The organism is Arthrobacter sp. NQ4, assembly GCF_029077345.1.
Taxonomy (GTDB): Bacteria; Actinomycetota; Actinomycetes; order Actinomycetales; family Micrococcaceae; genus Arthrobacter.
Window position 1 is genome coordinate 1 of record NZ_JARETC010000015.1, and the last position, 23,276, is coordinate 23,276.

General features: G+C 67.3%; 18 protein-coding genes. 8 read left to right on the plus strand and 10 right to left on the minus strand.

The window, feature by feature from the left end; genetic code table 11:
- Window positions 1-893: HNH endonuclease (locus PUN51_RS18665; RefSeq protein ID WP_275182101.1), on the plus strand; the 893-nt coding region annotated here is incomplete at its 5' end.
- A gap of 191 nt (window positions 894-1,084) precedes the next feature.
- On the opposite strand, the gene PUN51_RS18670 is transcribed toward PUN51_RS18665, so the two are convergent.
- The 3 genes from PUN51_RS18670 to PUN51_RS18680 form a co-directional block, all read right to left on the minus strand.
- On the minus strand, window positions 1,085-2,473 hold the full coding sequence (locus tag PUN51_RS18670; protein ID WP_275182103.1) for an ABC transporter substrate-binding protein: 1,389 nt from the start codon (window positions 2,471-2,473) through the stop codon (window positions 1,085-1,087).
- 252 nt (window positions 2,474-2,725) lie between these two features.
- Window positions 2,726-3,670: a carbohydrate ABC transporter permease gene (locus PUN51_RS18675; RefSeq protein WP_159630781.1), complete on the minus strand. Its 945-nt coding sequence runs from the start codon at window positions 3,668-3,670 to the stop codon at window positions 2,726-2,728.
- Window positions 3,660-4,604 (minus strand): carbohydrate ABC transporter permease, encoded by a 945-nt coding sequence (locus tag PUN51_RS18680; protein ID WP_159630779.1) that lies wholly within the window; start codon window positions 4,602-4,604, stop codon window positions 3,660-3,662. The genes PUN51_RS18675 and PUN51_RS18680 overlap by 11 nt, the downstream gene beginning before the upstream one ends.
- A 336-nt stretch (window positions 4,605-4,940) precedes the next feature.
- Here PUN51_RS18680 and PUN51_RS18685 point away from each other — a divergent pair, with 336 nt between their 5' ends.
- From PUN51_RS18685 to PUN51_RS18700, 4 genes are read left to right on the plus strand one after another with little or no spacing between them, the layout of a single operon-like run.
- Entirely contained in the window at window positions 4,941-6,236 is a 1,296-nt protein-coding gene (locus tag PUN51_RS18685) for an ABC transporter substrate-binding protein (RefSeq protein WP_275182104.1), read from the plus strand.
- A 56-nt stretch (window positions 6,237-6,292) separates the two neighbouring features.
- The gene (locus PUN51_RS18690; RefSeq protein ID WP_275182105.1) at window positions 6,293-7,444 is read left to right on the plus strand and encodes an acetylxylan esterase; all 1,152 of its coding nucleotides are present in this window, start codon (window positions 6,293-6,295) and stop codon (window positions 7,442-7,444) included.
- A complete protein-coding gene (locus PUN51_RS18695) occupies window positions 7,441-9,486 on the plus strand; it encodes a DUF6807 family protein (protein ID WP_275182106.1) in 2,046 nt (681 codons plus the stop codon). The genes PUN51_RS18690 and PUN51_RS18695 overlap by 4 nt, the downstream gene beginning before the upstream one ends.
- On the plus strand, window positions 9,483-10,598 hold the full coding sequence (locus PUN51_RS18700) for a M24 family metallopeptidase (RefSeq protein WP_275182107.1): 1,116 nt from the start codon (window positions 9,483-9,485) through the stop codon (window positions 10,596-10,598). Before PUN51_RS18695 ends, PUN51_RS18700 begins: the two co-directional genes overlap by 4 nt.
- A gap of 82 nt (window positions 10,599-10,680) precedes the next feature.
- Here the strand turns inward: PUN51_RS18700 and PUN51_RS18705 are convergent, their stop codons facing one another.
- From PUN51_RS18705 to PUN51_RS18725, 5 genes are read right to left on the minus strand one after another with little or no spacing between them, the layout of a single operon-like run.
- Window positions 10,681-12,132 (minus strand): aldehyde dehydrogenase (NADP(+)), encoded by a 1,452-nt coding sequence (locus PUN51_RS18705; protein ID WP_275182108.1) that lies wholly within the window; start codon window positions 12,130-12,132, stop codon window positions 10,681-10,683.
- A gap of 37 nt (window positions 12,133-12,169) precedes the next feature.
- A complete protein-coding gene (locus PUN51_RS18710; protein WP_275182109.1) occupies window positions 12,170-13,273 on the minus strand; it encodes a mandelate racemase/muconate lactonizing enzyme family protein in 1,104 nt (367 codons plus the stop codon).
- Window positions 13,273-14,178, minus strand: coding sequence for a 5-dehydro-4-deoxyglucarate dehydratase (locus PUN51_RS18715; protein ID WP_275182111.1), 906 nt, complete (start codon window positions 14,176-14,178; stop codon window positions 13,273-13,275). Before PUN51_RS18715 ends, PUN51_RS18710 begins: the two co-directional genes overlap by 1 nt.
- Window positions 14,175-15,131 carry an NAD-dependent epimerase/dehydratase family protein gene (locus PUN51_RS18720; RefSeq protein WP_275182113.1) on the minus strand — a complete coding sequence of 319 codons (957 nt, stop codon included), beginning with the start codon at window positions 15,129-15,131 and terminating at the stop codon, window positions 14,175-14,177. The genes PUN51_RS18715 and PUN51_RS18720 overlap by 4 nt, the downstream gene beginning before the upstream one ends.
- A 9-nt stretch (window positions 15,132-15,140) precedes the next feature.
- A complete protein-coding gene (locus tag PUN51_RS18725) occupies window positions 15,141-16,598 on the minus strand; it encodes a Gfo/Idh/MocA family protein (protein ID WP_159630759.1) in 1,458 nt (485 codons plus the stop codon).
- 355 nt (window positions 16,599-16,953) lie between these two features.
- Here PUN51_RS18725 and PUN51_RS18730 point away from each other — a divergent pair, with 355 nt between their 5' ends.
- Window positions 16,954-17,988 carry a LacI family DNA-binding transcriptional regulator gene (locus tag PUN51_RS18730; protein WP_159630757.1) on the plus strand — a complete coding sequence of 345 codons (1,035 nt, stop codon included), beginning with the start codon at window positions 16,954-16,956 and terminating at the stop codon, window positions 17,986-17,988.
- Between the two features lie 3 nt (window positions 17,989-17,991).
- Here the strand turns inward: PUN51_RS18730 and PUN51_RS18735 are convergent, their stop codons facing one another.
- Window positions 17,992-18,582: a TetR/AcrR family transcriptional regulator gene (locus PUN51_RS18735; protein WP_275182116.1), complete on the minus strand. Its 591-nt coding sequence runs from the start codon at window positions 18,580-18,582 to the stop codon at window positions 17,992-17,994.
- Between the two features lie 109 nt (window positions 18,583-18,691).
- Between PUN51_RS18735 and PUN51_RS18740 the strand changes: the two genes are divergently transcribed.
- Both PUN51_RS18740 and PUN51_RS18745 read left to right on the plus strand, forming a co-directional pair.
- Window positions 18,692-20,008, plus strand: coding sequence for an MFS transporter (locus tag PUN51_RS18740; protein WP_224027009.1), 1,317 nt, complete (start codon window positions 18,692-18,694; stop codon window positions 20,006-20,008).
- Window positions 20,009-22,510 (plus strand): beta-glucosidase family protein, encoded by a 2,502-nt coding sequence (locus tag PUN51_RS18745; protein WP_275182117.1) that lies wholly within the window; start codon window positions 20,009-20,011, stop codon window positions 22,508-22,510.
- On the opposite strand, the gene PUN51_RS18750 is transcribed toward PUN51_RS18745, so the two are convergent.
- On the minus strand, window positions 22,507-23,226 hold the full coding sequence (locus PUN51_RS18750; RefSeq protein WP_275182118.1) for a FadR/GntR family transcriptional regulator: 720 nt from the start codon (window positions 23,224-23,226) through the stop codon (window positions 22,507-22,509). The genes PUN51_RS18745 and PUN51_RS18750 overlap by 4 nt on opposite strands.
- Window positions 23,227-23,276: the final 50 nt, after the last annotated feature.

Consider the following 23,276-nt stretch of genomic DNA (forward strand, 5'->3'; position numbering starts at 1 on the left):
ACACCATGACCTGCCTGACCGCCCTGCTCCCCGCCGCCCAGGGCGTCGCCGCGTACGCCGCGTTGTGCCGGGACGCCGACACCGCCCGCTCGAACGGGGATCACCGGTCCCGGGGCCAGGTCATGGCAGACACCCTCGTCGAACGCGTCACCGGCACCCCCGGCGGGATCAACGGGGTCCAGATCCAGCTCGTCATGACCGACCACACCCTCCTGCAGGCCGGCGCCGAACCCGCACGGCTGCCCGGCTACGGCACCATCCCCGCCGAACAGGCACGAACCATCGCCCTCACTGGCGGATCCCCCGTGGCCACGGCCCCGGCGGCTGGGCCGGCGGGTGCGGAGGAACTGAAGCTGTGGGTGCGCCGGCTCTATACCGCTCCCGGCACCTGCGAGTTGGTGGCGATGGACTCCACAGCCCGGCTCTTCCCGGCGGGGTTGAAGCGCTTCCTCCAGGTCCGGGATGACACCTGCCGGACCCCCTACTGCGACGCCCCCATCCGCCACCACGACCACATCGCCGCCTGGCACGACGGCGGCCCTACAAGCACCCGTAACGGGCAGGGCCTCTGCGAAGCCTGCAACCACACCAAAGAAACACCAGGATGGACCGCACAAACTGTCCCCGGCCCGCGGCACACGGTAGCGACCTGCACCCCAACCGGCCACATCTACCACTCCACCGCACCACCACTGCCCGGCACCGGCATGGGTAAGCGGCTCAAGGAACAGCTTCTGCACGGGGAGTCCTCCCCACCCTGCCCTCCGGCACGAACCCTCTCCGTCCAGGTCCTGGGGCGGGTCCTGCCCTCCAAACCGGTCCGGCGTCCGGCTGAACCGGAACGACGACATAACGAGCTTCGGACCAGGCGAAGGGAACGCGCCGCCCCATAAAAGCTGCGCCATGGAACGCGGCTGCTCAATTCCACCACCCCGCCCGGGCAGCCTGACAACTGCGCTTTAAACAGCTCCACCCCGGAAGGAACCATGGGTTCCTTCCGGGGCAGAGCTGCCACACGCCGTCGGACGTCTGTAATGAGGAGGCACCATACAAACGGTCCGGAGCCGTGTCGGCGGGGTGGGGACTAGCTGCTGATGGCGGACTTCATTTCATCGGTCGCCTTCTTGCCGGCATCCTCCGGGGACAGCCGTTCAAAGAGGACTTCGGAGGTGTAGCGCTTGATGATTTCCTGGATGGCGCCCGCACCCTTCGGCGGCGGCGCCGGCGCCTCGCCGAGTTCGTCCTTGATCTGGTCGATGAAGTTGACCACCTTGACGTCGGCGGGGGTCAGTTTCGGCTGGATGGCTGCCCGGACCTCGGAGTTGGGGTAGACGCCGCGGTCTGCAAGCAGGGCCTCGCCGGCCTTGACGTTGTTGGTGAGGAAGTTGATGAACTTGGCGGTTTCCTGCGGGTGCTTGGTGCGCGATGATGCTGACCAGAACTGTGAGGCCTTGTACCAAAGCTCGGTGTCCGCGGATGATCCGGTCTTGGTGGGGAACCGCAGGATCTTCAAGTCCCCGCCGCTCGCCTTTTCGAGGGCCGGGGCCTGGTTGGACCACCAGAAGGCCATGCCGTTCTTGCCTGTTGCCAGTCCGCTCTGGTCGAGCGGTGCAGCCTCGGCCTCCACCACCTCGGATGCGGATGGCACTGCCTTGTCCTTGCTGAGCTTCTTCAGGAAGGCCCACCACTCGGTGATGTCGCCCGGCTCGAAGCCCAGCTTGCCGTCGGACGTATACAGTGACTTGCCGTCCTGCCGGAGCCAGACTCCCAGGGAAGCCTCGTCCGTTCCGTAGGCCGCCGCGCCATAGGTTCCCTTGGGCGACTTTGCAGTGATCTCGGCGGCGATGCGGCCAAAGTCTTCCCACGTCCACTTGGTGTCGTCCGGAAGTGGGACTCCGGCAGCCTGGAAGACGGCGGGGTTGGCCAGGATGGTTGCGGCATTGATGCCGGCGGCGATGCCGGTCAGGCCTTTTTCGCCCTTGCCTGCGTTCAGTGCTGCCTCATCCAGCTTGGACGTGTCGATGTCGTACTTGGACAGGTCCAGAAGGGCACCCCGGCTTGAGTATTCCGTGATGTACTTTTCGTCCATCTGGATAATGTCGGGGGCATCGTTGGCCGCCACCTGCGTGGCCAGTTTGTCCCAGTAGCCGCTCCAGTCCCCAAACTCCGGCTTGATCTTGATCTTGGGGTTTTCGGCCTCGAACTGCTTGATTGCTTCCTGCGTGAGCTGCGCGCGCTTATCACCGCCCCACCACGAGAAGCGGAGCTCGACGGTGCCGTCCGCACTTTGCGGTGCGGCTCCTCCACCGCAGGCACTGAGGGCCATAACGGCGGCGACGGCGGCGGCAACCGCGCCGGCCTTGCGGGTCCGGACACTGCGGGTGTGGGCACCGCGGCGTTGGGGGTCAGGGCCTGAAGCGGGTGCCCCTGCTGTTTGCTTGGCAGCAGATGCAGGACGGGGAAAAAGCGGCACTGTGTACTCCGATCTTCGTTGATCCAGGTGCGGGTGATGGGTCTCAGCTGTGTGGTTGAGGGGCAAAACTCGGCGGCGGGACAGCAGCCTCCCGGCTGTGCGAAGGTTCCTGAAAGCGCTTTCTGGTACAGATACTATAAGTTCAATACTTGTAATACAAGATGCGTCGTGGCCGGAACCGGAAATGTCTTGCCCAACGGCAAACGGCCCGCCACCAGGGCGGGCCGTTCAGACCGGGATTGTCTTTGAGGGTTACTTGATGCCCGTAGTCGCGATGCCCTTGATGAGGAACCGCTGGCCAAAGAGGAACACCAGGAAGACCGGCAGCAGCGAGACGATGGACATGGCAAACAAGGAACCCCAACTCGTGGCCGACTGGGAATCCACGAAAGCCCGGAGGGCCACCGGAACGGTGAACATGTCCGGATCCGTGAGGTAGATCAGGGCACCAAAGAAGTCGTTCCAGGTCCAGATGAAGGTGAAGATGGTGGTGGTGGCCAGCGCCGGCACCATCAGCGGCAGGATGACCCGCAGGAAGATGCGCGGATGGCCGGCACCGTCAATTCGTGCAGCTTCATCGAGTTCGCGTGGAATACCGCGGATGAACTGAACCATGAGGAAGACGAAGAACGCGTCCGTGGCCAGCAGCTTGGGCACCAGCAGCGGCCAGAAGGTGTTCACCCAGCCGATCTGCGAGAACAGGATGTACTGCGGGACGATCACCACGTGGAACGGCAGCATGATGGTGAGAAGCATGATGCCAAAGAACAGCTTCTTTCCCGTGAACTGGAGCCGGGCAAAGGCGTAGGCGGCCATGGAACAGGAAACGAGGTTTCCCAGAATGGAGCCGATCACCACGATGGCCGAGTTCAGCATGTAGTGGCCAAAGGGGTGGGTCAGGGCTGACCAGCCGGAGGTGTAGTTGCTCATTTCCAGGCTGTTGAGCCAGAGGCCCGGCTCCCGGAAGATCATCTCGTTCGGCCGCAGCGACGACACCACCATCCACAGGAGTGGATAGATCATCAGCGCGCCGGCCAGGATCAGGATGCCGTGCTTCATGAGTGATTTGCCCCGCTGGGCCCGGCTGAAGGCCAGGGTTCCCCGGGACTCGCGGACCCGCGGCTTGCGGTTGTTAGGCTTGCCGGCACCCGCGGTCTTCTTGTCCGCGGCGGGCAGCGTCTCCAGGTTAGTCGTCATAGAAAACCCAATACTTAGAAGCGATGAAGTTGATGGCGGTAAAGACGCCGATGATGAGCAGCAGCACCCACGCCATGGCGGACGCGTAGCCCATGTCGAACTGGCCGAAGCCCTTTTGGTACAGATACAGGGTGAAGAACATGGTGGAGTCCGAGGGCCCGCCATTGCCGCCGGAGACGATGAACGCCTGCGTGAAGGACTGGAAGGACCCGATGATCTGCAGCACCAGGTTGAAGAAGATGATCGGGCTCAGCATCGGCATGGTGATCCGCCAGAACTGCTGGAGCGTGCTGGCGCCATCCACCTTGGCGGCCTCGTAGTACATGGCGGGAATCTGCCGCAGGCCTGCCAGGAAGATGATCATGGGTGCGCCGAACGTCCAGACGTGCAGCAGGATGATCGATCCCAAAGCGGTGCTGGGGTCCGAGATCCAGCCCGGACCCTGGATCCCGAACATGGCCAGGACCTGGTTGACCAGGCCCGTGGTGCCAAATATCTGCTTCCACAGGATGGCCACGGCGACGGATCCGCCCAGGAGGGACGGCAGGTAGAACACCGAACGGTAGAACGGGAGGCCGCGGAGGCCCTTGTCCAGCACGAGGGCTATGAGCAGTGCAACGGCGAGCTGCAGGGGGACGCCGACGAAGACATAGGTGAAGGTGACCCGCAGGGAGTTGTGCAGTCGGGCGTCACTGAGCATGCGGGTGAAGTTGTCCAGCCCGGTCCATTCCGGCGGCTGGAGCAGGTTATAGTCCGTGAAGGACAGGTAGAGCGACATCAGCATCGGGCCGATGGTGATGGCCACCAGGCCCACCAGCCATGGCAGCAGGAAGATGTAGGCGGCCTTGTTGTCCCGCCTGTTGGCCTTCTTTTCCTCGGCGGTGACTCTGCCCTTCCGCCGGGTGATGGAGCTGAGCTCACTGATGGCGCTCACCGAAGCTGCTCCGTCCGAGACAGGCACACTGCGTCCGGCACCAGGGCCGGACGGTGCGTCCTCGGGATGTGTTTTGCGGCCATGTGGTCTCCTTTGGTCATCGTGGCCTCCACGTTGCGGTCATCGCCAGGCGAAGGGGTATGCGGCACCTCCGGCACGGTCAGCTGCTGCCGGGAATGGCTGCGGATTCCGGCGCCGCGGGTGCCTTCGAAAATGCGGCTCCGTACCAAAGTAAACGCTTTCTTGACTCCTGTATAGCCCTTTGTTAGTTTTTGAGAAACCGTTTTCTGCTGGACGCATCACTCCACCCTAAATGAGAAGCCGAGGGGCACAACAATGAAGTTTGGTCTCAGAAAATCCGCCGTCGGAGTAACCGGCGCCATTGCCGCCCTGGCCATTGCCCTGACCGGCTGCGGCAACAGTCCCCAGGCGGGAAAGGTGGGGACGGCGGAAGATCCCGTCACCATCCGGTTCGCCTGGTGGGGCAATGACTCCAGGGCCAAAACCACGATGGAGGTCATCAAAGCCTTCGAAGCCGCCAACCCCACCATCAAGGTCCAGGGCGAAAACACCGAATACAGCTCCTACTGGGACAAGATGGCCACCCAGATCGCAGGTGGAACAACGCCCGATGTCATTGCCATGAGCGGCGCTTACCCCAGTGAGTACGCCAGCCGCGGCGTCCTGCTGAACCTGGACAAGGTCAAGGACCAGATCGACACGTCGAAGTTCGCGGAAGGCACCGTGGACCTGGGCAAAATCGATGGCAAGCAGTACACCATCACCGCAGGCGTCAATTCCATGTCGATGGTCCTGGACCCCAAGGTGTTTGAAGCGGCAGGCGTCCCCATGCCGGATGACGAAAAGTGGACCTGGGACGACTACGCGCAGATCGCCGCCGAGATCACCAGTAAATCCCCTGCCGGCACGTTTGGCACCACCCCCATGGCCAACGACTCCTTCCTTGCGGTCTGGGCCCGCCAAAACGGCGAGGACCTCTACACCGACGACGGGAAGAAAATGGGCATCAGCGAGGACACCCTGACCCGCTGGTTCGAGCTCAACAAGAAGCTGATGGATACCGGCGGCGCCCCTTCCGCATCACAGACGGTGGAGGACGGGTCCGCGCAGCCCGAGATGACCCTGATGGGACAGGGAAAACAGGGCATGAAGATCTCCTGGAGCAACCAGATGACGTCCTATTCCGGGGCGCCCCTGGTCATGGCCAAGCTGCCCGGCGAAAGCAAGCAGCCCGGCGCCTGGCTCCGGTCCTCGATGGAATACGCCATCTCATCCAAGTCCGCACAGCCCAAGGAAGCGGCCCTCTTCATCAACTACCTGGTCAACAACATGGACGCCGCTTCAAAAATCAAGAGTGACCGCGGCATGCCCGCCAACACCGAACTCAAGGCCGGCATCACTCCCCTGCTGAAGGAAACCCAGCAAAAGGAAGCCGCCTACCTGGACCGCATCGCCGCCCTCAAAGTCCAGGCCCCCAAGCCGTTCCCGGCGGGATCATCGGCAACCATGGAAGTTTTGAACCGTTACAACACGGATGTACTCTTCGGGAAGATCTCTCCGCGCGACGCGGCCAAGGGCATGATCTCCGAGGTAAACCAGAACCTCTCCTGACCGCAGCGCCCCACGGCGGCAGCAGGCAGGACCATCACCGAAAGGAGCCGGCCACCATGACTCCAGCACGGCCCAGCGCCATCGCGGGCTATAACGACTGGCCGGCCTACGTAAGAAACAACCCGCGCCATCAGGCCCCAACCGCCGCGGCGCAGGAGCTTTCGGACGCGCTGGGCGTACCGGGCGCGGGCGCACTGCCGGAGGTCACGGTGCACTGGGAGGAAACGTACGACGGCGCCACCACCTCCCAGCTCAGCTGGCAGTTGGGTTTCGGGCCACGGACCACGGGCTGGCTGGTGCGGCCGGCTGGACGTCCTGGTCCCCTGCCGGGCGTCCTGGCTCTCCACTGCCATGGCGGCAACAAGTTCGGCGGCGCGGACCGGCTGGTGGACCTCCCGGAAAGCCACCCGTCGGCGGCCGCCGCCCGTGCCGGGCTCTATGACGGGCGGGCCCTGACCACGGAGATCGCCCGCCGCGGTTTCGCAGTGCTGGCCCACGACACCTTCGCCTGGGGCAGCCGCAAATTCGACCTCTCAACGCCGCCGTGGCGGACCGCCGCCGCAGCGGCGGCGAGGCAGGCGCAGTGGCGGGAGGACGGCGTCGTACCCACCGACGCGGACCAATACAATGCCGCCGCCGGCTTCCACGAGGACACCGTGGCCAAGGCCGCAGGCCTGCTGGGCACCAGCCTGGCCGGCATGGTGGCGTACGACGACCTCGCAGCCCTGGAAATCCTGGCAGCCCTGCCCGGGGTCGACCCGGAGAACCTGGGCTGCATCGGGTTCTCGGGCGGAGGTGGCCGGTCGCTGGGCCTGGCAGCCCTCAGTCCCCGAATCCGGGCCGCAGTGGTGACCTGCATGATGACCACCTTCGAGTCCCTCCTCCCCGCCTACCTGGATGCGCACTCGTGGCTGCTGCAGACCCCCGGGCTGTGGAGGCTGGGCGATTGGCCGGAGCTTACCGGCCGGTCAGCGGCCGCCCGGTTCCTGGTGCAATACGCCCTGGCGGATGAGCTCTTCCCGGAGGACGGGATGCGCCAGGCGCACCACCTGCTGGAATCCCTGCACGCCGGTACGGACAAGTACACAGGCGCCCTTTGGCCCGGGGGGCATATCTTCACTGGGCCCATGCAGGACGAAGCACTCGAATTCCTGGCCCACACCCTGGCCCTCCGGCCCACCTACAACACATCCCAAGGACCGTTATGACCACACAGCACTCCGCCGCCGCGGACCAGCCGCTGCAGCAGGCCGCTTCCCCAGCCGTCCCGCGGGTAGCCCTGGTGGGCGTGCACGGCTTCGGCGAGCGCCACCTTGCCAACCTGTCCCGGCTCGAACAGGCCGGCGCCCTGGAACTGGTGGCCGTCGCCGATCCCAACCCGCCGCAAGCCGGCACCCTCGCCGCCCCGGTGGCTGTGTTCCCCGACTTGGATGGACTGCTGGCCGCCCGGCCGGGGGTCGACGTCGTCATCATTGCCACGCCCATCCAGACCCATGCCCCGCTGGCGGTAACCGCGCTGGAAGCCGGGATGGACGTCTACGTCGAGAAGCCGCCTGTGGCCTCCCTGGCACAGTTTGAAGAGGTCCTTGCCGCTGCCCGGAAAAATGGGCGGCTGGTCCAGGTTGGCTTCCAGAGCCTGGGGTCCCACGCGTTGCCTGCCATCACGGAGATGCTGGCTGCCGGGGATGTCGGCACCGTCCTGGGCATCAGCGCCACCGGCCAGTGGCTGCGGACCAAGGCGTATTTCAAGCGCTCGCGCTGGGCCGGGAAGCGCACCCTGGACGGCACCGATGTGGTGGACGGCGTGGCAACAAATGCGCTGGCCCACGCCGTTGCCACTGCACTCCACGTCGCCGGCGCCCGCACCCTGGCAGATGTGGCCTCCGTGGAAACAGACCTGTACCGGGCCCACGGGACCGAAAGCGACGACACGTCCGTACTCCGCATCCGCACGGCCAACGGAGCCACGGTGCTGTGCGCCCTGACCCTCTGCGCCCCGGAACAGCTGGACCCCACCGTGACCGTCCACGGAACCCTGGGCGACATCACGCTTTCCTACACAAAAGACGAGGTGGTCATCACCGCTGCCGATGGCGAACGCCGCGAGACATATGGCCGCACCGACCTCCTGGAGAACCTGCTGGACGCCCGCGCCACCGGGGCGCCGCTCCTGTCCGCGCTGCAGGACACCGGCGCCTTTACCGCCGTCCTCGAAGCCATCCGCACCTCCCCCGCGCCCGCCCCGATCGACCCCGGATCCATTTCCTGGGAAGGCGCGGGCGACGACGCCCACCCCGTGGTCCACGGCATCAGCGACCTCATCGGACGGGCCGTCAAAGCGCAGGCAACGTTCGCCGAGCTCGGTGCCCCGTGGGCGCGGGCCATTCCGCCCGTCCGCACAATGACCGTGGACGGACGGCCGGTGGCGGACTGCCAGGATGGCAGCCACATCCGCGCGGTCTCCTCCCCGCGGCCCTACCTGCACCCCGTCAGGACCCTGGGCGGCACCGTGGTGACGGACCACCAGCCGCTGGACCACGTATGGCACCTTGGTGCCGGCGTGGCCCTGCAGGACGTGGACGGCGTGAACTTCTGGGGCGGCCGCACCTATACCCGGGAGGCCGGAGCGTACGTCTGGCGCCCGGACCACGGCACCATCAGCGCCACGGCCGTACAGCAGACCGATGCGGCCGGCGGGCACGGGGGCACGCTTCAGGAAACCCTGAGCTGGAACGGCCCGGACGGCGCCCCGATCCTCCTGGAGGAACGCTCCTGGGCGTGGTCCGGCGTCGCGCCCTCCACGTGGCGCCTGTCCCTCGACTTCGCGCTGTCCCCTGCCGGCAGTACGCCTGTCAGCCTGGGCAGCCCGGGCTCCAATGGCCGCTTTGAAGGCGGCTACGGCGGCTTCTTCTGGCGCCTGCCGGCCTGCGACGCCGTCACTGTCTGGACGCCCGATGGCAGTGGCGAGGCGGAGACCCACGGCAGCGTCACGCGCTGGCTCGCGTGGTCGGGAACGTTCGACGGCGGCCCGGCCACCCTGGTGTTCGTGGCCCCGGAAAGCTGCACGGATCCGTGGTTCGTCCGTGTGGAGGGCTACCCGGGCGTAGGCCAGTCGCTGGCATGGGACGCGCCCGTCATCGCCCAACCAGGCGAGCAAGTCCGGCGGAGCGTCACCGTTTTTGTGGCCGACGGCAACCTGGCCACAGCGGATATCGAAGCACTGATCAACCACCAGGGGGACCCGTCATGACCCAGACAACAACCGCAGCCGCTCCCCCGCAGGAGGCACGCCTGGCTCCCGGGTCACCGGCGGACCGCGCCGTCAAGCGCCAACGGGTGGTGGACATCCTGGACGCCGCCGGGCGCGATTCGCTGCTCCTCACCACCAATACCGCGTTGACCTGGTACCTGGACGGCAGCCGGGTCCACATCAGCCTGGCCGGCGATCCGATCGCCGCCGTGCTGGTGGACCGGGACGGCGACCACCTGGTGACGTTCAACAACGAAGCCGGCCGCATCGCCGCAGAGGAGCTCCCGCTGGGGGTCAACCTGCACACCGTTCCCTGGCACGCCAACCTCCACCAGGCCGCCGCCGCGCTTGGCACTGGTTCCCGGCCACCCCTGGTCGAAGGCGATGTCGCTGCCCAGCTGCGGGCCGCCCGCCAGCAGCTCCTCCCGGCGGAGAGTGCCCGGTACTCGCTGCTTGGCGCCGAGCTGGCCGGCATCATGACGGACGTCCTGTCCGCCGCCCGTCCGGACACCACGGAATTCGGCCTGGCCTCGGCGCTGGCCGCCCGCGTGGTGGCGGCCGGCGCCGAACCGCTGGTGCTGCTGTGCAACGGCAGTTCCCGCAGTGGCTTCCGGCATCCGCTGCCGACGCACGCACCCCTCGGCCGGCGCGCCATGGCGGTCGTGTGTGCCCGCCGGGACGGCCTGGTTGCCAACATCACCCGCTGGGTAAGGTTCGACGCCGGCACCCCGGAAGAGCGCGACGCCGAGGCCCGCATCGCCGCAGTGGAAGCGGACATTTTCGACGCCACGGTTCCGGGGTCGCGGCTGGACAGGATCTTTGGGGAGATCCAGTCCGCCTACGTTCGGCACGGTTTCGGGGCGGAGCAGTGGGAGCAACACCACCAGGGTGGTCCTGCCGGTTATGCAGGACGCGACCCCCGGGTCACCACAGATGTCTCCGACACCGTGGTGCTGGACCAGGCCTTCACCTGGAACCCGTCCGGGCCCGGCGTCAAGATCGAGGACACCGTGCAGCTCACGGAGTCCGGGCTTCACGTCCTCACCGTGGACCCGCGCTGGCCGGCAGCCACGGTGAACGGCCTGGACCGGCCCCTCACCCTGCAGCTGTAGGCAGGCCGCCAGGCACACAGAAAACCCCGGGACCGAGGTCCCGGGGTTTTCCGTTGGTGGTTGGGCTTACGGGTTCCTGGGCCTAGGGAAGCCGCAGTTCGCCGTCCACGCGGCGCGGGACGCGCAGGGGGTTGGCCTCCCGCAAGGCCGGGTGCAGCACTTCTTCCGGGGCGTCCTGGTAGGCCACCGGGCGCTGGAACCTGCGGACCGCCGTGGCGCCCACGGACGTGAACAGCGAGGTTGTGGCCGGGTACGGTCCGCCGTGCTGCTGGGCCCAGTTGACGGCAACGCCCGTGGGCCAGCCTTCGAACAGGACCCGTCCGGCGAGTCCGGCGAGCTGCTCCACCAGGGCCGCGATGTCCTCGCCGGGCTGGGCATGGAGTGTGGCGGTCAGGCTGCCCGGCACCTTGGCCAGGACGGCGGACAGTTCCTCCTGGTCCGCATACTCGATCAGCATGGTGGTGGGGCCGAAGCACTCCTCCAGGAGCTGCTCCGGGCGTTCCAGCACCTTTGCGGCAGTGGTGGAGAAGACCACCGGCGCCGCACCGTTGGCCGCAGCATCCTGGTCCACGGTGCCGCCCACCACGTCCACGCCGTCCACCGACGCAAAGCTGCGCAGGCCGTCCGGGTAGGCCTCGGCGATGCGGCTGGTGAGCATGCCGTGGGCCGGCTTATCCTTGCTCGCCTCCGCAACGTGTGCTGCGAACCCCGTCCCGGCAGGGATGAACACGACGCCCGGCTTGGTGCAGAACTGGCCCGCGCCCAGGGTGAAGGAGCCAGCCAGCCCCGCGGCAAGTTCGGAGGAGCGGGCCTGCAGGGCTGCCGCGGTGATGACCACGGGGTTCAGGCTGCCCAGTTCCCCGTAGAACGGGATGGGGTCGGGGCGTGAGGTGGCAAGGTCGAACAGGGCACGGCCGCCGGGGATGGAGCCGGTGAAGCCCACGGCCTTGATGGCAGGGTCCTGGACCAGGGCTGTGCCTACCTCGCGGCCGCTGACCAGCGCGAACAGGCCCTCGGGTGCACCGGCGCCGCGCAGGGCCCCGGACACGATTTCAGCGGTGCGTTCCGACAGGCGTAGGTGCCCGGAGTGCGCCTTGACGATCACGGGGCAGCCGACGGCGAGGGCTGAGGCGGTGTCTCCGCCGGCCACGGAGAAGGCGAACGGGAAGTTCGACGCAGAGAAGACGGCAACGGGGCCGATGGGCTTGAGGATCCGGCGGAGGTCCGGCTTTGGCGGGGTGGCTGACGGATCCGCGTGGTCGATGATGGCCTCCAGGTAGGAGCCCTCGGTGATCACGCGGGCGAACAGGCGCAGCTGCCCCGTGGTCCGGGCCACCTCCCCCGTAAGGCGCGGCACCCCCAGGCTGGTCTCGGCGTCCGCAATGTCCACCAGCTCGGCGGCGTTGGCATCCAGGGCGTCCGCTACCGCGTTCAGCCAGCCGGCGCGTTCGGCGTCGGTCGCCGCGGCGGAGGTCCTGGCCGCTTCCGTGGCGGCAGCGGTGAGCTCGGACAGGGAAAGGGTTGCAGTTGTCACGTCAGGTACCTGTTCGTCGTCGTTCGGAAAGTAGTGGTCACAGCGCCTCCCGGAAGCGGAGTCCCAGCCCCTGCCGGTCCGCCGTCGCCAGCCTGCTGTTATTGAACCGGACCGGTGACGGGCCGGCCAGGAGGCCAAGCTGTTCGAAGGATGCCTCCTCGACGTCCTCCACCATGGTGGGCTCCGCCAGGGTCAGGGCCAGCTGCCCGGACAGTTCCGGCAGCAGGTGCGGCATGACCTTGATGCTGTGGGTCCGTGCCAGCTCCACGATCCGCCGGAACGGGGTGATGCCACCCACCCTGATGATGTTGGGCTGGATGATGTCCACCGCCTCCGCCTCGATGAAATCGCGGAACCGGTAGATGGTGTGCAGGTTTTCGCCCAGGGCTATGGGCACCGGCGAGTGTTTCCGGAGCCTCCGGTAGGCCCAGAGGTCGTCCGCGCGGAGGGGTTCCTCCAGCCAGTCCAGCCCGTACCCGGCGAGGACGTCCAAGGCGCGGAGGGTGGTGGGCAGGTCCCACCGCTGGTTCGCATCGATCATGAGCCGGCGGTCCGGGCCCAGCACGGTGCGGACGGCGGCAACCCGTTCTGCGTCCTCACGGAGGTCCGGCTTGCCCACCTTGATTTTCACGGCTCGGTGGCCTGCGGCGACCCAGCGTTCGGTCTGTGCCACGAGCTCCTCCAGCGTGTAGTGCAGGTTCACCCCGGAGCCGTACACCTCCACCGAGTCCTGCCGCTGGCCGAGGAAGCCGGTCACCGAGGTGCCGGCACTGCGCGCCTGCGCATCCCAGAGGGCCAGGTCCACGCCTGCCATCGCGATGGTGGTGAGTCCCCCGCCACCGGCCTCGTGCAGCCGCTTCCACAGCGCGTCCCACACCGGCTCCGGCGCAGCCGGAAGGCCGGTGACAAAAGGTGCGATGTCGCAGTCCAGCAGTGCCTTGACTGCCTGGGGACCGATGGTAGGTGTCCAGGAGAAGCCAAAGCCCGTGCCGCCGTCGTCCGTGTGAAGCTCGGTGGCGATGACGTGGTTCTCCGGCGCCTCCACACCCCAGCTGCGGCGCAGCGGAACGGTGAGGAGCCTGGTGGACAGTCCGGTGATGCGGGGAACGGTGCGGACGGTTTCCGCCGCCGGTGCGCTCATCAGCGGCCGGCCAGCTCGTAGCCCCTGGCGAGGATGGCCTTGAGCTCCACCAACTGCTCCCCGCTGGGATCCACCAGCGGCGGCCGGACGGACCCGACGGGAAGTCCACCCAGCCGCAGGCCGGCCTTGATCAGGGAAACGCCGAACCCGGGCGTCTGGTCGCGGAGGCGTACCAGGGGTGCGTAAAAGCCCTCGAGCAGGGCGTTGCGGCGGTCCTCGTCCCCGGAGACGTAGGCGTCGTAGTAGGCCTTGGCGATTTCCGGGGCCATGGCAAACGCGGCCGAGGAGTACAGCGGGATGCCCAGCCCGCGGTAGGCGCCCTGCGTCAGCTCGGCGGTGAGCAGGCCGTTGAAGAATGCGAAGTCTTCCCGGCCGGAGGCCCTGACCGCGGACACGATCTCCTGGGCCAGGCCCACATCGCCCAGGCCATCCTTGAAGCCGATGACCTTCGGATTGGCAGCGAGCTTGGCCATGGACGCGGCGGTGAACCTGGCGTTGCCGCGGTGGTAGACGATGACCGGCAGGCTGCTGGCATCCGCCACGGCCTCGATGTACGCCACCAGCCCGTCGGTGGGTCCGGTTACCAGGTAGGGCGGCAGTACCAGGAGGGCGTCGGCGCCGGCCTCCTCGGCGGCGCGGGCGGCGGCGAGGGCGTGGCCCAAGGGTCCGCCGGCACCGGCCACCACGGGGACTTTTCCGGCGACAACCTCCACGGCAGCCGCCACGACGGTGCGGACCTCGTCGATGCTGAGGGCATGGAATTCGCCAGTGCCGCAGGCGGGGAACACGCCGCCCGGTCCGAAGGGAAGCCTGGAGCCGATGTGTTCCTTGAGCAGTTCCACGTCAACGGCGCCTTCGGCCGTGAACGGGGTGACAGGGAAGAACAGTACGCCGTCGAATTTCATGGTGTCTCCTTGCCTCCGCCGCCGGCGGTAACCAGGGCGGTGGCCTCGTCGTTGAGGGTGGGCGTCAGTTCGGTGCGCCAGCTGCGCCTGGGCTGCCAGCCCAGCAGCTCCCGGGCCTTTGCTATGGAAAAAGCGGGGCTGGTGCCGGTCAGGCCGGAGCTCAGCGCGTCGCTTCCCGGGAGGAATGCGGGCATCAGCTCCGCGAGCGGCGCCGTTGCGAGCGCGTCAGCTGCCCCCACGAAGAAGGTTTCCCCGTTGGGAATGTCTTCCATCTTCTGCAGCAGCACGTCCAGGAAGTCCGCAACGTCCCGCGCATCCACATAGTTGAACAGGGCCGGCGCGGAGAGGGCCGGGTCGGCGAGGCGTTCGGCGAGGGTGTGCCCCTGCTGCGTCGGGGCCCCTTCCCATTCTTCCGGCGAGATCACAAAGCAGGGCCGGAACGCTGCATAGCGGATCTTCTCCCCCTGGGCGGCGGCGAACATCTGCACGGTTTGTTCGGCAATGTGCTTGGACAGCGCGTAGGCGTTCCAGGGCTTTGGCGGCGTGCGCTCGTCCAGCGGGAACGACGGCGGCAGCCAGCCGGCCGGGCAGCCGTAACCAAGGACGGTGGGGCTGCTGGCCGTCACCACCTTGGGGACGCCCAGCTCCGTCGCCGCACTGATGACGGCGAAGGCGAGCCGGGTGTTGGTGGCGAAGATGACGTCCTCGGGCGCACTGAACGGTACGGCGATCGCCGCAAGGTGGATGACGGCGTCGGGCCTTGACGCCCCTATCAGCCGCAACGCCTCACCAGGGGCAAGAAGGTCGGCGGTTTCCTGCACGACGCCGGGCGGCAGCAGTTCCGCGGGCACGGCCTCGCGGTCCACCGAGATGACGTGGTGGCCGGCCTGGGCCAGCCCGGCCACCACGCTGCGGCCCAGGCGGCCGGAGCCGCCGGTGACAAAAATCCTCATGGTCTTCCCCTACTTCCCGCGGCGGAGATCGACGCCGAGGTCCAGGTCCTCGACCCGTACGGGCAGCGACGTCTCCAGGGACCGGTTCCCGGCGATGCCCACAGACACAGAGCGCAGCCCGTCCAGGTAGCCGGAGGGGCGGCCCAGCGGGTCTTCGCCCGGACCGTTGAAGAGGTCGGAAAGCAGCAGTTCGTCGCCGCCGCCGTGGCCGCCCTCGCCGTTGATGATGGGCACCTCATAGGCAGCGTCCCAGTGGCGTTGGACCACCAGGCGCTCGCCGTTGCGGCGGACTGCGTCCTCTTCCTCAACCGGCGTTGCGCTCGGGTCCACCACGGTCTTCTGGTCGGTGCTGTGCCGGACGGCGGCACGTTCCACCACTTCAAGCTCGGCGCGGCCCTCGGTTCCGTTGACCGCGACCCGGTAGCCCTCCCAGGGGCTGTGGGCATTCAGGGAGTAGCTCAGCCGCGGTCCGCCCTGGTATTCCACCACCAGTGCCAGGTTGTCCTCGATGGTGATGCCACCGGTGAAGACATCCTGGTCGCGGCGGTAGCCGTCGTAGTGCTCGTTGTCCAGGAACAGCGCTTTGAGCCGTTCATCTTCCCTCAGGTCCAGCGCAAAGGGGTCCTTATCCGCAGTCGGGGCATCGGCGTCGGGCGTTCCGCGTTCGGGGCGGGGTCCAAGCCCGCGCTCGGCAGCGTTCTTGTCGCCATAGAACTTCAGCCCACCAGAGGCGAAGACCCGCTCCGGCACGTCGTCGATCCACCAGTTGACCAGGTCGAAGTGGTGGGAGGCCTTGTGGATGAGGAGGCCGCCGGAGTTCTTCTTTTCGCGGTGCCAGCGGCGGAAGTAGTCCGCGCCGTGCACGGTGTCCAGGACCCAGCTGAAGTCGACGGAGGTGACCTTGCCGATCACGCCGCTTTGGATGATTTCCTTCAGCGCGCTGTTGCGTGGCGAGTAGCGGTAGTTGAAGGTGACCACCACGTTGCGGCCGGTCTCGTGGACGGCGTGGACGATGCGGCGGCAGCTTTCGGCGTCAATGGTCAGGGGCTTTTCGACGACGACGTCCGCACCGGCCCGGAGCCCTTCCACGATGTAGTCGGCGTGCGTGTAGTCCGGCGTGGTGACGATGATGCGGTCGATGTTGTTCGCCTGGACGAAACCGGTGAGCTGGGCAGGGTCGAACGACGCCACCGGTCCGGGCGCGCCCAGTTCCTGGATGAGCTTCTGGTAGAACTCCACGCGTCCGGGGTTCACGTCCGAGAAAGCCACCAGCTCGGCGGTATCCGCGTGCTTGCCGTAGATGGCACGGATGTACATCTCGGAACGGCCGCCGGTGCCGATCAGGGCAATCCGGGCTTTCCCGCCCTTCCGGGCGGCGGTGCCTGCAGCGGCAGCGGTCTCAGCGCCGGCGGCTCTGCCGGTCTCTGAAGCAGCTGCGGCCGACGTGGTCTCGGCTGTGTTGACCATTGGGGTCCCTTTCGAAAAAGCTCATGTCCCGCGGTGGGGCGGCGGTGTTCCGGCAGCGGTACTGTGCTGCACCGTGGCGGAGGGCTGAGAAAGCGTTTTCTCATTGCTCTATAAGAGTTTTATCAACCTGTCGGCGGATCCGTCAACCACTTCCAGAAAAGGAAGAAAGCGGTTTCCTGACCTTCCGCATGCAGCACCGGCACCGCCGCCGGGAAAACGGCTGGGAAAAGGATAGAAATCGGTTTCCCACTCCCGTATATGCTGTCTTCCAAAGCACCTGCCATGAAGGCCGGGGCCCCTGGACGCCAAGCAGTCCCGGGGGGCGCCGGCCGACGGCGCAAACGAAGGGTTCCCTATGGCCAGGAAATCGGCAAGCGGCCGGATCGGCATCGCGGATGTCGCCGTCAAGGCGGGAGTCTCCCACGCCACCGTTTCGCGTGTCATGAACGGCAACTTCACCGTGGACCCGGACATCGCGGCCAGGGTCCGGGCGGCAGCCGCAGAGCTGAAGTACCAGCCCAACCCGGTGGGCCGCAGCCTGGCGCTGGGCAAGACGGACACCATCGGCATCGTGGTCCCGGACCTGGCCAACCCCACGTTCCAGGCGATCCTCCGCGGCCTGAGCCGGGCCGCTGCGCAGGACGGCTACCGGGTCCTCATTGCAGACTCGTTTGAAGTGTCCAGTGAGGAATCCATCCTGGCGGGTGAAGCGCGGCGGCGCTGCGACGGGCTGGTCCTCTGCGCCCCGCGCATGACTGACGCGGAACTCGAGGAGATTGCACCCTCACTCCACCCGCTGGTGCTGATCAACCGCACCACCACGGCGCCGGGAGTCCCCAGCCTGGTGGTGGACTACGGCCAGGGCGTCCAGGACATCGCCGAACACCTGGTGGAACTCGGCCACACCCGCCTGGCCTTCCTGGCCGGCCCGCCCCGCAGCGCCTCCAACGAGATGCGGCTCAAAGGCCTGGAGACATTCAAGGCAGCCCACCCCGAAGTGGACGTCACCATGCTGGAGGGCGGATCGGACTTCGACACCGGACATGGGGCCGTGGATGCCGTCCTGGCCAGCGGGGCCACCGGAATCCTGGCCTTCAATGACCTGGTGGCCATGGGCCTGATGAGCGGCCTCCATGAGCGGGGCCTGGACGTCCCCGGCGACATCTCGGTGACGGGCTTCGATGACATCCCCTTTGCCAGATATACGACGCCGGCGCTCACCACCGGCGCCGTCCCCATCACCGAGCTGGGCGAGCAGGCATGGCACCAGCTCCGGGCGCTGATCCGCAAGGAAGGGAACGACACCCCCGGCGGCCGCTACCAGCCGCGCCTGGAAGTCCGGGCCAGCACGGGACCGGCAAAGGCGCCGCGCAGCACGGTCCACGGCTGACACCTAGGCAGCCGGCGGCTTCAGGAGCACATCAATGAACTCGCGCAGCCCGTCCGCCACGTCCACGTCCTTGTCGTAGAGCCACTGCAGCTGCAGGCCGTCGGAGACTGCCACCACCAGCTTGGCCAGGTCGCCGGCGGGCAGGTCCGAGCGCGCCACCCCGGCAGACTGGCGGCGTTCAATGTCTGCCGCCAGCACGTCAACCACCTCGGCGTAGCGCTCCTTGAAATAGGCGTGCGAATCGTGCCCCGGGTCATTGGCAGTGGCTGACGCCACGGCATACAGCGTGGTAAGCCCGGGCTCACGGCGGTTCCGCTCCGCGGAGCGCACCATCAGCGCCAACCCTGCCTCCTCGGCGCCCATTGCCGCGAGGCTGCGGCGGTCCCGCTCGGCCAGGACCGCCGTCAGCAGTTCCTGCTTGCCCCGGAAGTAGTGGAAAAGGGTGGCTTCCCTGACCCCCACCAGCTCTGCCACGCGCTTCAGCGCCGTGCCTTCAAAACCTTCAGTCGCGAAAACGTCCGTAGCCGTTTGGATGATCTGTTCGCGGCGTTCCGCTCCCTTGGCGTACTGGCCGCGCGGCTTTGATGAAGGCATCAGGCCAGTGTATTTCACGTGGAATCGACAAAACCTAGTCAGACTCGGTTTTTACCGGTACCATCTTTCGCAGGGCCCAATGGAGGGCCACTTTTTGTCAGGAGGCACCGTGGCCGTCAAGACCATCACCGGGGATTCAGCAGGGTTGCCTGCCGGAATCCCTTCAAGCAGCATTTCACCGTCCAGCACTGTTTCAGCCGCTCCCTCCGGAGCGCCCACCCGGACACCCCGCGCCTACGTGATCGGCATGCCCATTGCCAGCGCCGGGCTTTGGATGGCCGTTCTCGCTCCGGCCCTGGTGGTGCTGGCCATCAAAGTTTCAGAAATCACCACACCGGAAACGCGTGCAGGTGCGCTCAGCCTGGTGGCCGGCGTCGGAGCCCTCATTGCGCTCCTGGCCAACCCCTTCTTCGGCCGGTTAAGTGACCGCACAACATCCCGCTTCGGCATGCGCAAGCCGTGGATCGTGGGCGGGTCCCTGATTGGACTGGCATCCCTGGTCCTCCTGGGCTCCGCCACCAACGTCACCGGCGTCATGGTTGCCTGGGTCATCGCCCAGCTCGGCTTCAATGCAGCGCTGGCGGCCCTGGTAGCCACGCTTCCGGACCAGACGGCACCCGCCGAACGCGGCCGCCTCTCAGGACTGATCGGGATGACCCTGCCGGTGGGCCTGGTCGCCGCCGCGTACTTCGCCCAACTGTTCGACAACGCTTTCCAGATGGCGGTGGTCCCCGGCGTCGTAGGGACCGCCGTGACGCTCATCTTCGCGTTCACCTTCAAGGACCGTGTACTGACGGAAAAGCCGGCCCCGCTGAACCTGAAGGAAATTGCCGGCTCCTTCTACTTCAACCCCCGCACCTACCCCGGCCTCGGCTGGGCCTGGTTCACCAAGTTCCTGGTGTACGTCGGCTACTGCGCCGGACTGCTCTACCTGCCCTACTTCTTCGCCGACCACCTGCACGTAGCAGAAACCGCAGTCCCGGCCCTGGTCTTCCAGGCCACCTTGGTCAGCTCGGCCGGAACCGTGGTCACCAGCATCGCCGGCGGCTGGCTCAGCGACCGGATCGGCAAACGCAAAGCCATGGTCATCGCCTCCGCCATCATCATGATGGCTGGCCTGATTGTCATTGCCACCAGCAGCACCACGGACCAGGTCCTGGTGGGACAGGCCCTGGCCGGCCTGGGCCTCGGCTGCTTCGGGGCGGTCGATGTGGCCCTCATCGCGGACCTCCTGCCCGGGAGCCAAAGCGAGAACGCCAAGACCTTCGGCGTCTTCAACATCGCCCAGGCCCTGCCCCAGTCCCTGGTACCGGCCATCGCCTTCCCCGTCATCACCCTTGGCGGCTACCCCGCCCTCTTCATCGGCGGAGCCGTCGTCGGCATCATCGGCGCCGTCCTCGTCACCCGCATCAAAGGAGTCAAGTAAATGAATCCCACGCTCTCCCCCGCCGTCACTGCTCCCCCCGCCGGTTCACCGGATGCCGAAGCGCGCCTCCTTGACCTGGCCAAGAGCCTCACCCTCGAAGAACAGATCCAGCTGCTGACCGGCGCTGACGTCTGGGCAACCCACTCCCTGCCCTCCATCGGCCTCTCCCGCGTGGTCATGTCCGACGGCCCGGCAGGTGTCCGCGGGGAAGACTTCGACGAGCGGCACGACTCCGTTTCCCTGCCGTCGTCGTCTGCCCTGTCCGCCACCTGGAGCGTGGAGACCGCCCGCCGCTACGGCCAGGTCCTGGGCCAGGAGGCTCGCCGCAAGGGCGTCCACGCAGTCCTGGGCCCCACCATCAACCTGCACCGGTCCCCGCTGGGCGGCCGCCACTTCGAGTGCATGAGCGAGGACCCCCGCCTGACCGCCACCATGGCGGCAGGGTACGTTGCCGGCGTCCAGTCCATGGGCGTAGGGGCAACACCCAAGCACTACATTGCCAACGAGGCTGAAACCGAGCGTTTCACGTCCAACTCAGTGGTGGACGAGCGCCCCCTGCGCGAGCTCTACCTTGCAGCCTTCGAGGACGCCGTCACCGAGGCCCGCGCCTGGCTGGTGATGAGCTCCTACAACTCCATCAACGGCACCACCGCCAGCGAAAACGACCTGCTGAAGACGCCACTGTCCACCGAATGGGGCTTCGACGGCGTCGTCGTGTCCGACTGGACCGGTGTCCGATCGGTGGAGGCCGCCAACGCCAACCAGGATCTGGAGATGCCCGGGCCGGTGGGCCACTGGGGACCCAAGCTGCTGGCCGCCGTGAACGATGGCCGCGTGAGCAGGTGCGCGATCCTTGAAAAGGTGGTCCGTATCCTGCGGCTCGCCGCCCGCGTCGGCTCCCTCGAGGGCGTCTCCCCCTCCGTCACGGAACTGCCGGCACCCCTGAATGCCGCCGCCGTCGCCCGCGAAGTGGCCGTGCGCGGCGCTGTGCTGGTGCGCAACAAGGACAGCCTGCTGCCGCTGGATCCGCAGGCGCTGGCGAGCGTCGCCATCAGCGGCCACAACGCGGAGGAGGCCCGCACCCAGGGCGGCGGCAGCGCCACAGTCATGCCCAAGCAGAACATCTCACCGCTTGAAGGCCTGCGCGCGGCGCTGCCCGAAGGCGTCCGCGTCAGTTACGCCCGCGGCGCCAAGGTGGCGGAAGGCCTGCAGCCCTTCCCCCGCACCTCGCTGCACAACCCCGTATCCGGCGTGCCCGGCTTGCGGGTGACCTTCCTGGCCGGCGACGGGACCGTCATCTCGGGTGAGGACCGGCTGGCGTCGCACCTGATCTGGTTTGGCGTCGGCATCCCCGAGGGCGCAGCGGCCATCCGGATGGAAACGGAGTGGACCGCGCCGACGGCCGGCATCCACCACCTGGGCATCGGCACCGTCGGCCGGGTCCGCCTGTCCCTGAACGGTGACGAGGTGTTCAACGGCGGGCTCGAGGATGACACCGACGTGCTCGGCGCGGCCCTTTTCGACCCGCCCAAGACCGTCCACCCCGTCACCACCGACACCGCCGGGGACGCGGTCCGCATTGAGGCCGTATACGACCTCCCCGCGGACCAGGTCATCCCCTTCACGGCCATCCTCCTGGGCGAGGAAACGGTGGTGGACGACCCGCAGGCAGAGATCGACGCCGCGGTGGAGGCTGCTCGGACCGCCGATGTGGCGGTGGTGGTGGTGGGAACCAGTGCCGCCATCGAATCCGAGGGCTTTGACCGCAAGGACCTGGACCTTCCAGGCCGGCAGAACCAGCTGGTGGAAGCGGTGGCGGCGGTGAACCCGCGCACCGTGGTGGTGGTGAACTCCGGCTCGCCCGTCCTCATGCCATGGCTGGACAAGGTGGGCGCCGTCCTGCTCGGCTGGTTTGGCGGCCAGGAATTCGGCCGTGCCATCGCCGACATCCTGCTGGGCGTCGAAGAGCCGGGCGGCCGCCTTCCCACCACCTGGCCTGCGGCCCTGGCCGACGTCCCGGTCCTGGACACCACCCCGGTGGACGGCAAGGTGGTGTACTCCGAGGGCATCCACGTCGGCTACCGTGCCTGGCTCAAGCAGCAAGCTTCGGGCGGTGCCGCACCGGCCCTTCCCTTCGGCTACGGCCTGGGCTACACCACGTTCGAGCTCGGCGCCCCGCATGCGCGGGAGTCGGTCCCGGCCGGCGCCGACGTCGTCGTCCACGTTCCTGTCCGCAACACCGGCAGCCGGTCCGGCCGTGAAGTAGTGCAGGTGTACCTGGACCGGCCCGTATCCGCTGTGGAACGGCCTGTCCGCTGGCTGGCGGGCTACGCGGGCACCCACCTGGCGCCGGGCGGCACCGAGAGTGTGGAAGTCCGGATTCCGGCCCGCTCCTTTGCGCATTACGACGGCGGCTGGCAGTTTGAGCGCGGCACCTTCCGGATCCTCGTGGGCCGTCATGCCGAGGACGACTTCCAGGAATTGGCGATCGAGGTCCGCTAGCCCACTGTGCCGGGCTGGGCGGGGTTATCCCTGCCCAGCCCGGCTTCTTTGTAGAACCCTTTGATATGGCCCGACACCAGCTCCGCCGCCCGGCCGCCGTCGCCGTTCCTGACCGCAGCCAGGATGGCGTGGTGCTCGGCGTGCAGGCGCGAGGCAGTTGCCTTCCAGTCCGGCAGGTTGCCCGTCAGTTCCGCGGCGTACCCCTGGATGGATTCGCGGAGCGAGCCCATCATGGCGCTGACCACTGCGTTGCCTGCGGCGTTGGCCAGGGCCAGGTGGAACCGGACATCGAGGGCCAGGAATTCGCCCACGGGCAGGCCTTCCGGAGCGTCCATCGCCGCCAGGAGCGTGGCCGCATCCTCAAGCTGCGGCGCATCCCGTCGGGCCCTCGCAGCAGCCCACGACTCCAGCAGGACCCGGGTCTCCACAATGTCCGCCACGGGCAGGTGCTGGGTGGCCACGTGCAGCCGAAGGGCTGAGCCGAGGGCGGCGGTGGGATCCGAGATCACCACTGTCCCGGCATCCGGGCCGGAGCCAACGCCGGACCGCACCACGCCCATGGCTTCAAGAATCCGGATGGCCTCCCGCACGGAGGTCCGGGAGACCTGGAGCTGTTCTGCCAGCGCGCGCTCCGCCGGGAGCCTGCCGCCTACGGCCAGGTCGCCGGCTGACAGCCGATCCTCGATCCAGTGCAAAACCAGCTGGTGGGTGCGCATACCAAAAATAGTAGTTGATGTGGTTGGACCACATGTCCTAGAGTGTGGTT

Excerpts from the sequence above, each read along its gene's own strand:
- PUN51_RS18725 (WP_159630759.1), bottom strand. The coding sequence starts at position 16,598 with ATGGTCAACACAGCCGAGACCACGTCGGCCGCAGCTGCTTCAGAGACC.
- PUN51_RS18685 (WP_275182104.1), top strand. The coding sequence starts at position 4,941 with ATGAAGTTTGGTCTCAGAAAATCCGCCGTCGGAGTAACCGGCGCCATT.
- PUN51_RS18730 (WP_159630757.1), top strand. The coding sequence starts at position 16,954 with ATGGCCAGGAAATCGGCAAGCGGCCGGATCGGCATCGCGGATGTCGCC.
- PUN51_RS18750 (WP_275182118.1), bottom strand. The coding sequence starts at position 23,226 with ATGCGCACCCACCAGCTGGTTTTGCACTGGATCGAGGATCGGCTGTCA.
- PUN51_RS18710 (WP_275182109.1), bottom strand. The coding sequence starts at position 13,273 with ATGAGCGCACCGGCGGCGGAAACCGTCCGCACCGTTCCCCGCATCACC.
- PUN51_RS18675 (WP_159630781.1), bottom strand. The coding sequence starts at position 3,670 with ATGACGACTAACCTGGAGACGCTGCCCGCCGCGGACAAGAAGACCGCG.
- PUN51_RS18700 (WP_275182107.1), top strand. The coding sequence starts at position 9,483 with ATGACCCAGACAACAACCGCAGCCGCTCCCCCGCAGGAGGCACGCCTG.
- PUN51_RS18735 (WP_275182116.1), bottom strand. The coding sequence starts at position 18,582 with ATGCCTTCATCAAAGCCGCGCGGCCAGTACGCCAAGGGAGCGGAACGC.
- PUN51_RS18720 (WP_275182113.1), bottom strand. The coding sequence starts at position 15,131 with ATGAGGATTTTTGTCACCGGCGGCTCCGGCCGCCTGGGCCGCAGCGTG.
- PUN51_RS18745 (WP_275182117.1), top strand. The coding sequence starts at position 20,009 with ATGAATCCCACGCTCTCCCCCGCCGTCACTGCTCCCCCCGCCGGTTCA.
- PUN51_RS18715 (WP_275182111.1), bottom strand. The coding sequence starts at position 14,178 with ATGAAATTCGACGGCGTACTGTTCTTCCCTGTCACCCCGTTCACGGCC.
- PUN51_RS18690 (WP_275182105.1), top strand. The coding sequence starts at position 6,293 with ATGACTCCAGCACGGCCCAGCGCCATCGCGGGCTATAACGACTGGCCG.
- PUN51_RS18695 (WP_275182106.1), top strand. The coding sequence starts at position 7,441 with ATGACCACACAGCACTCCGCCGCCGCGGACCAGCCGCTGCAGCAGGCC.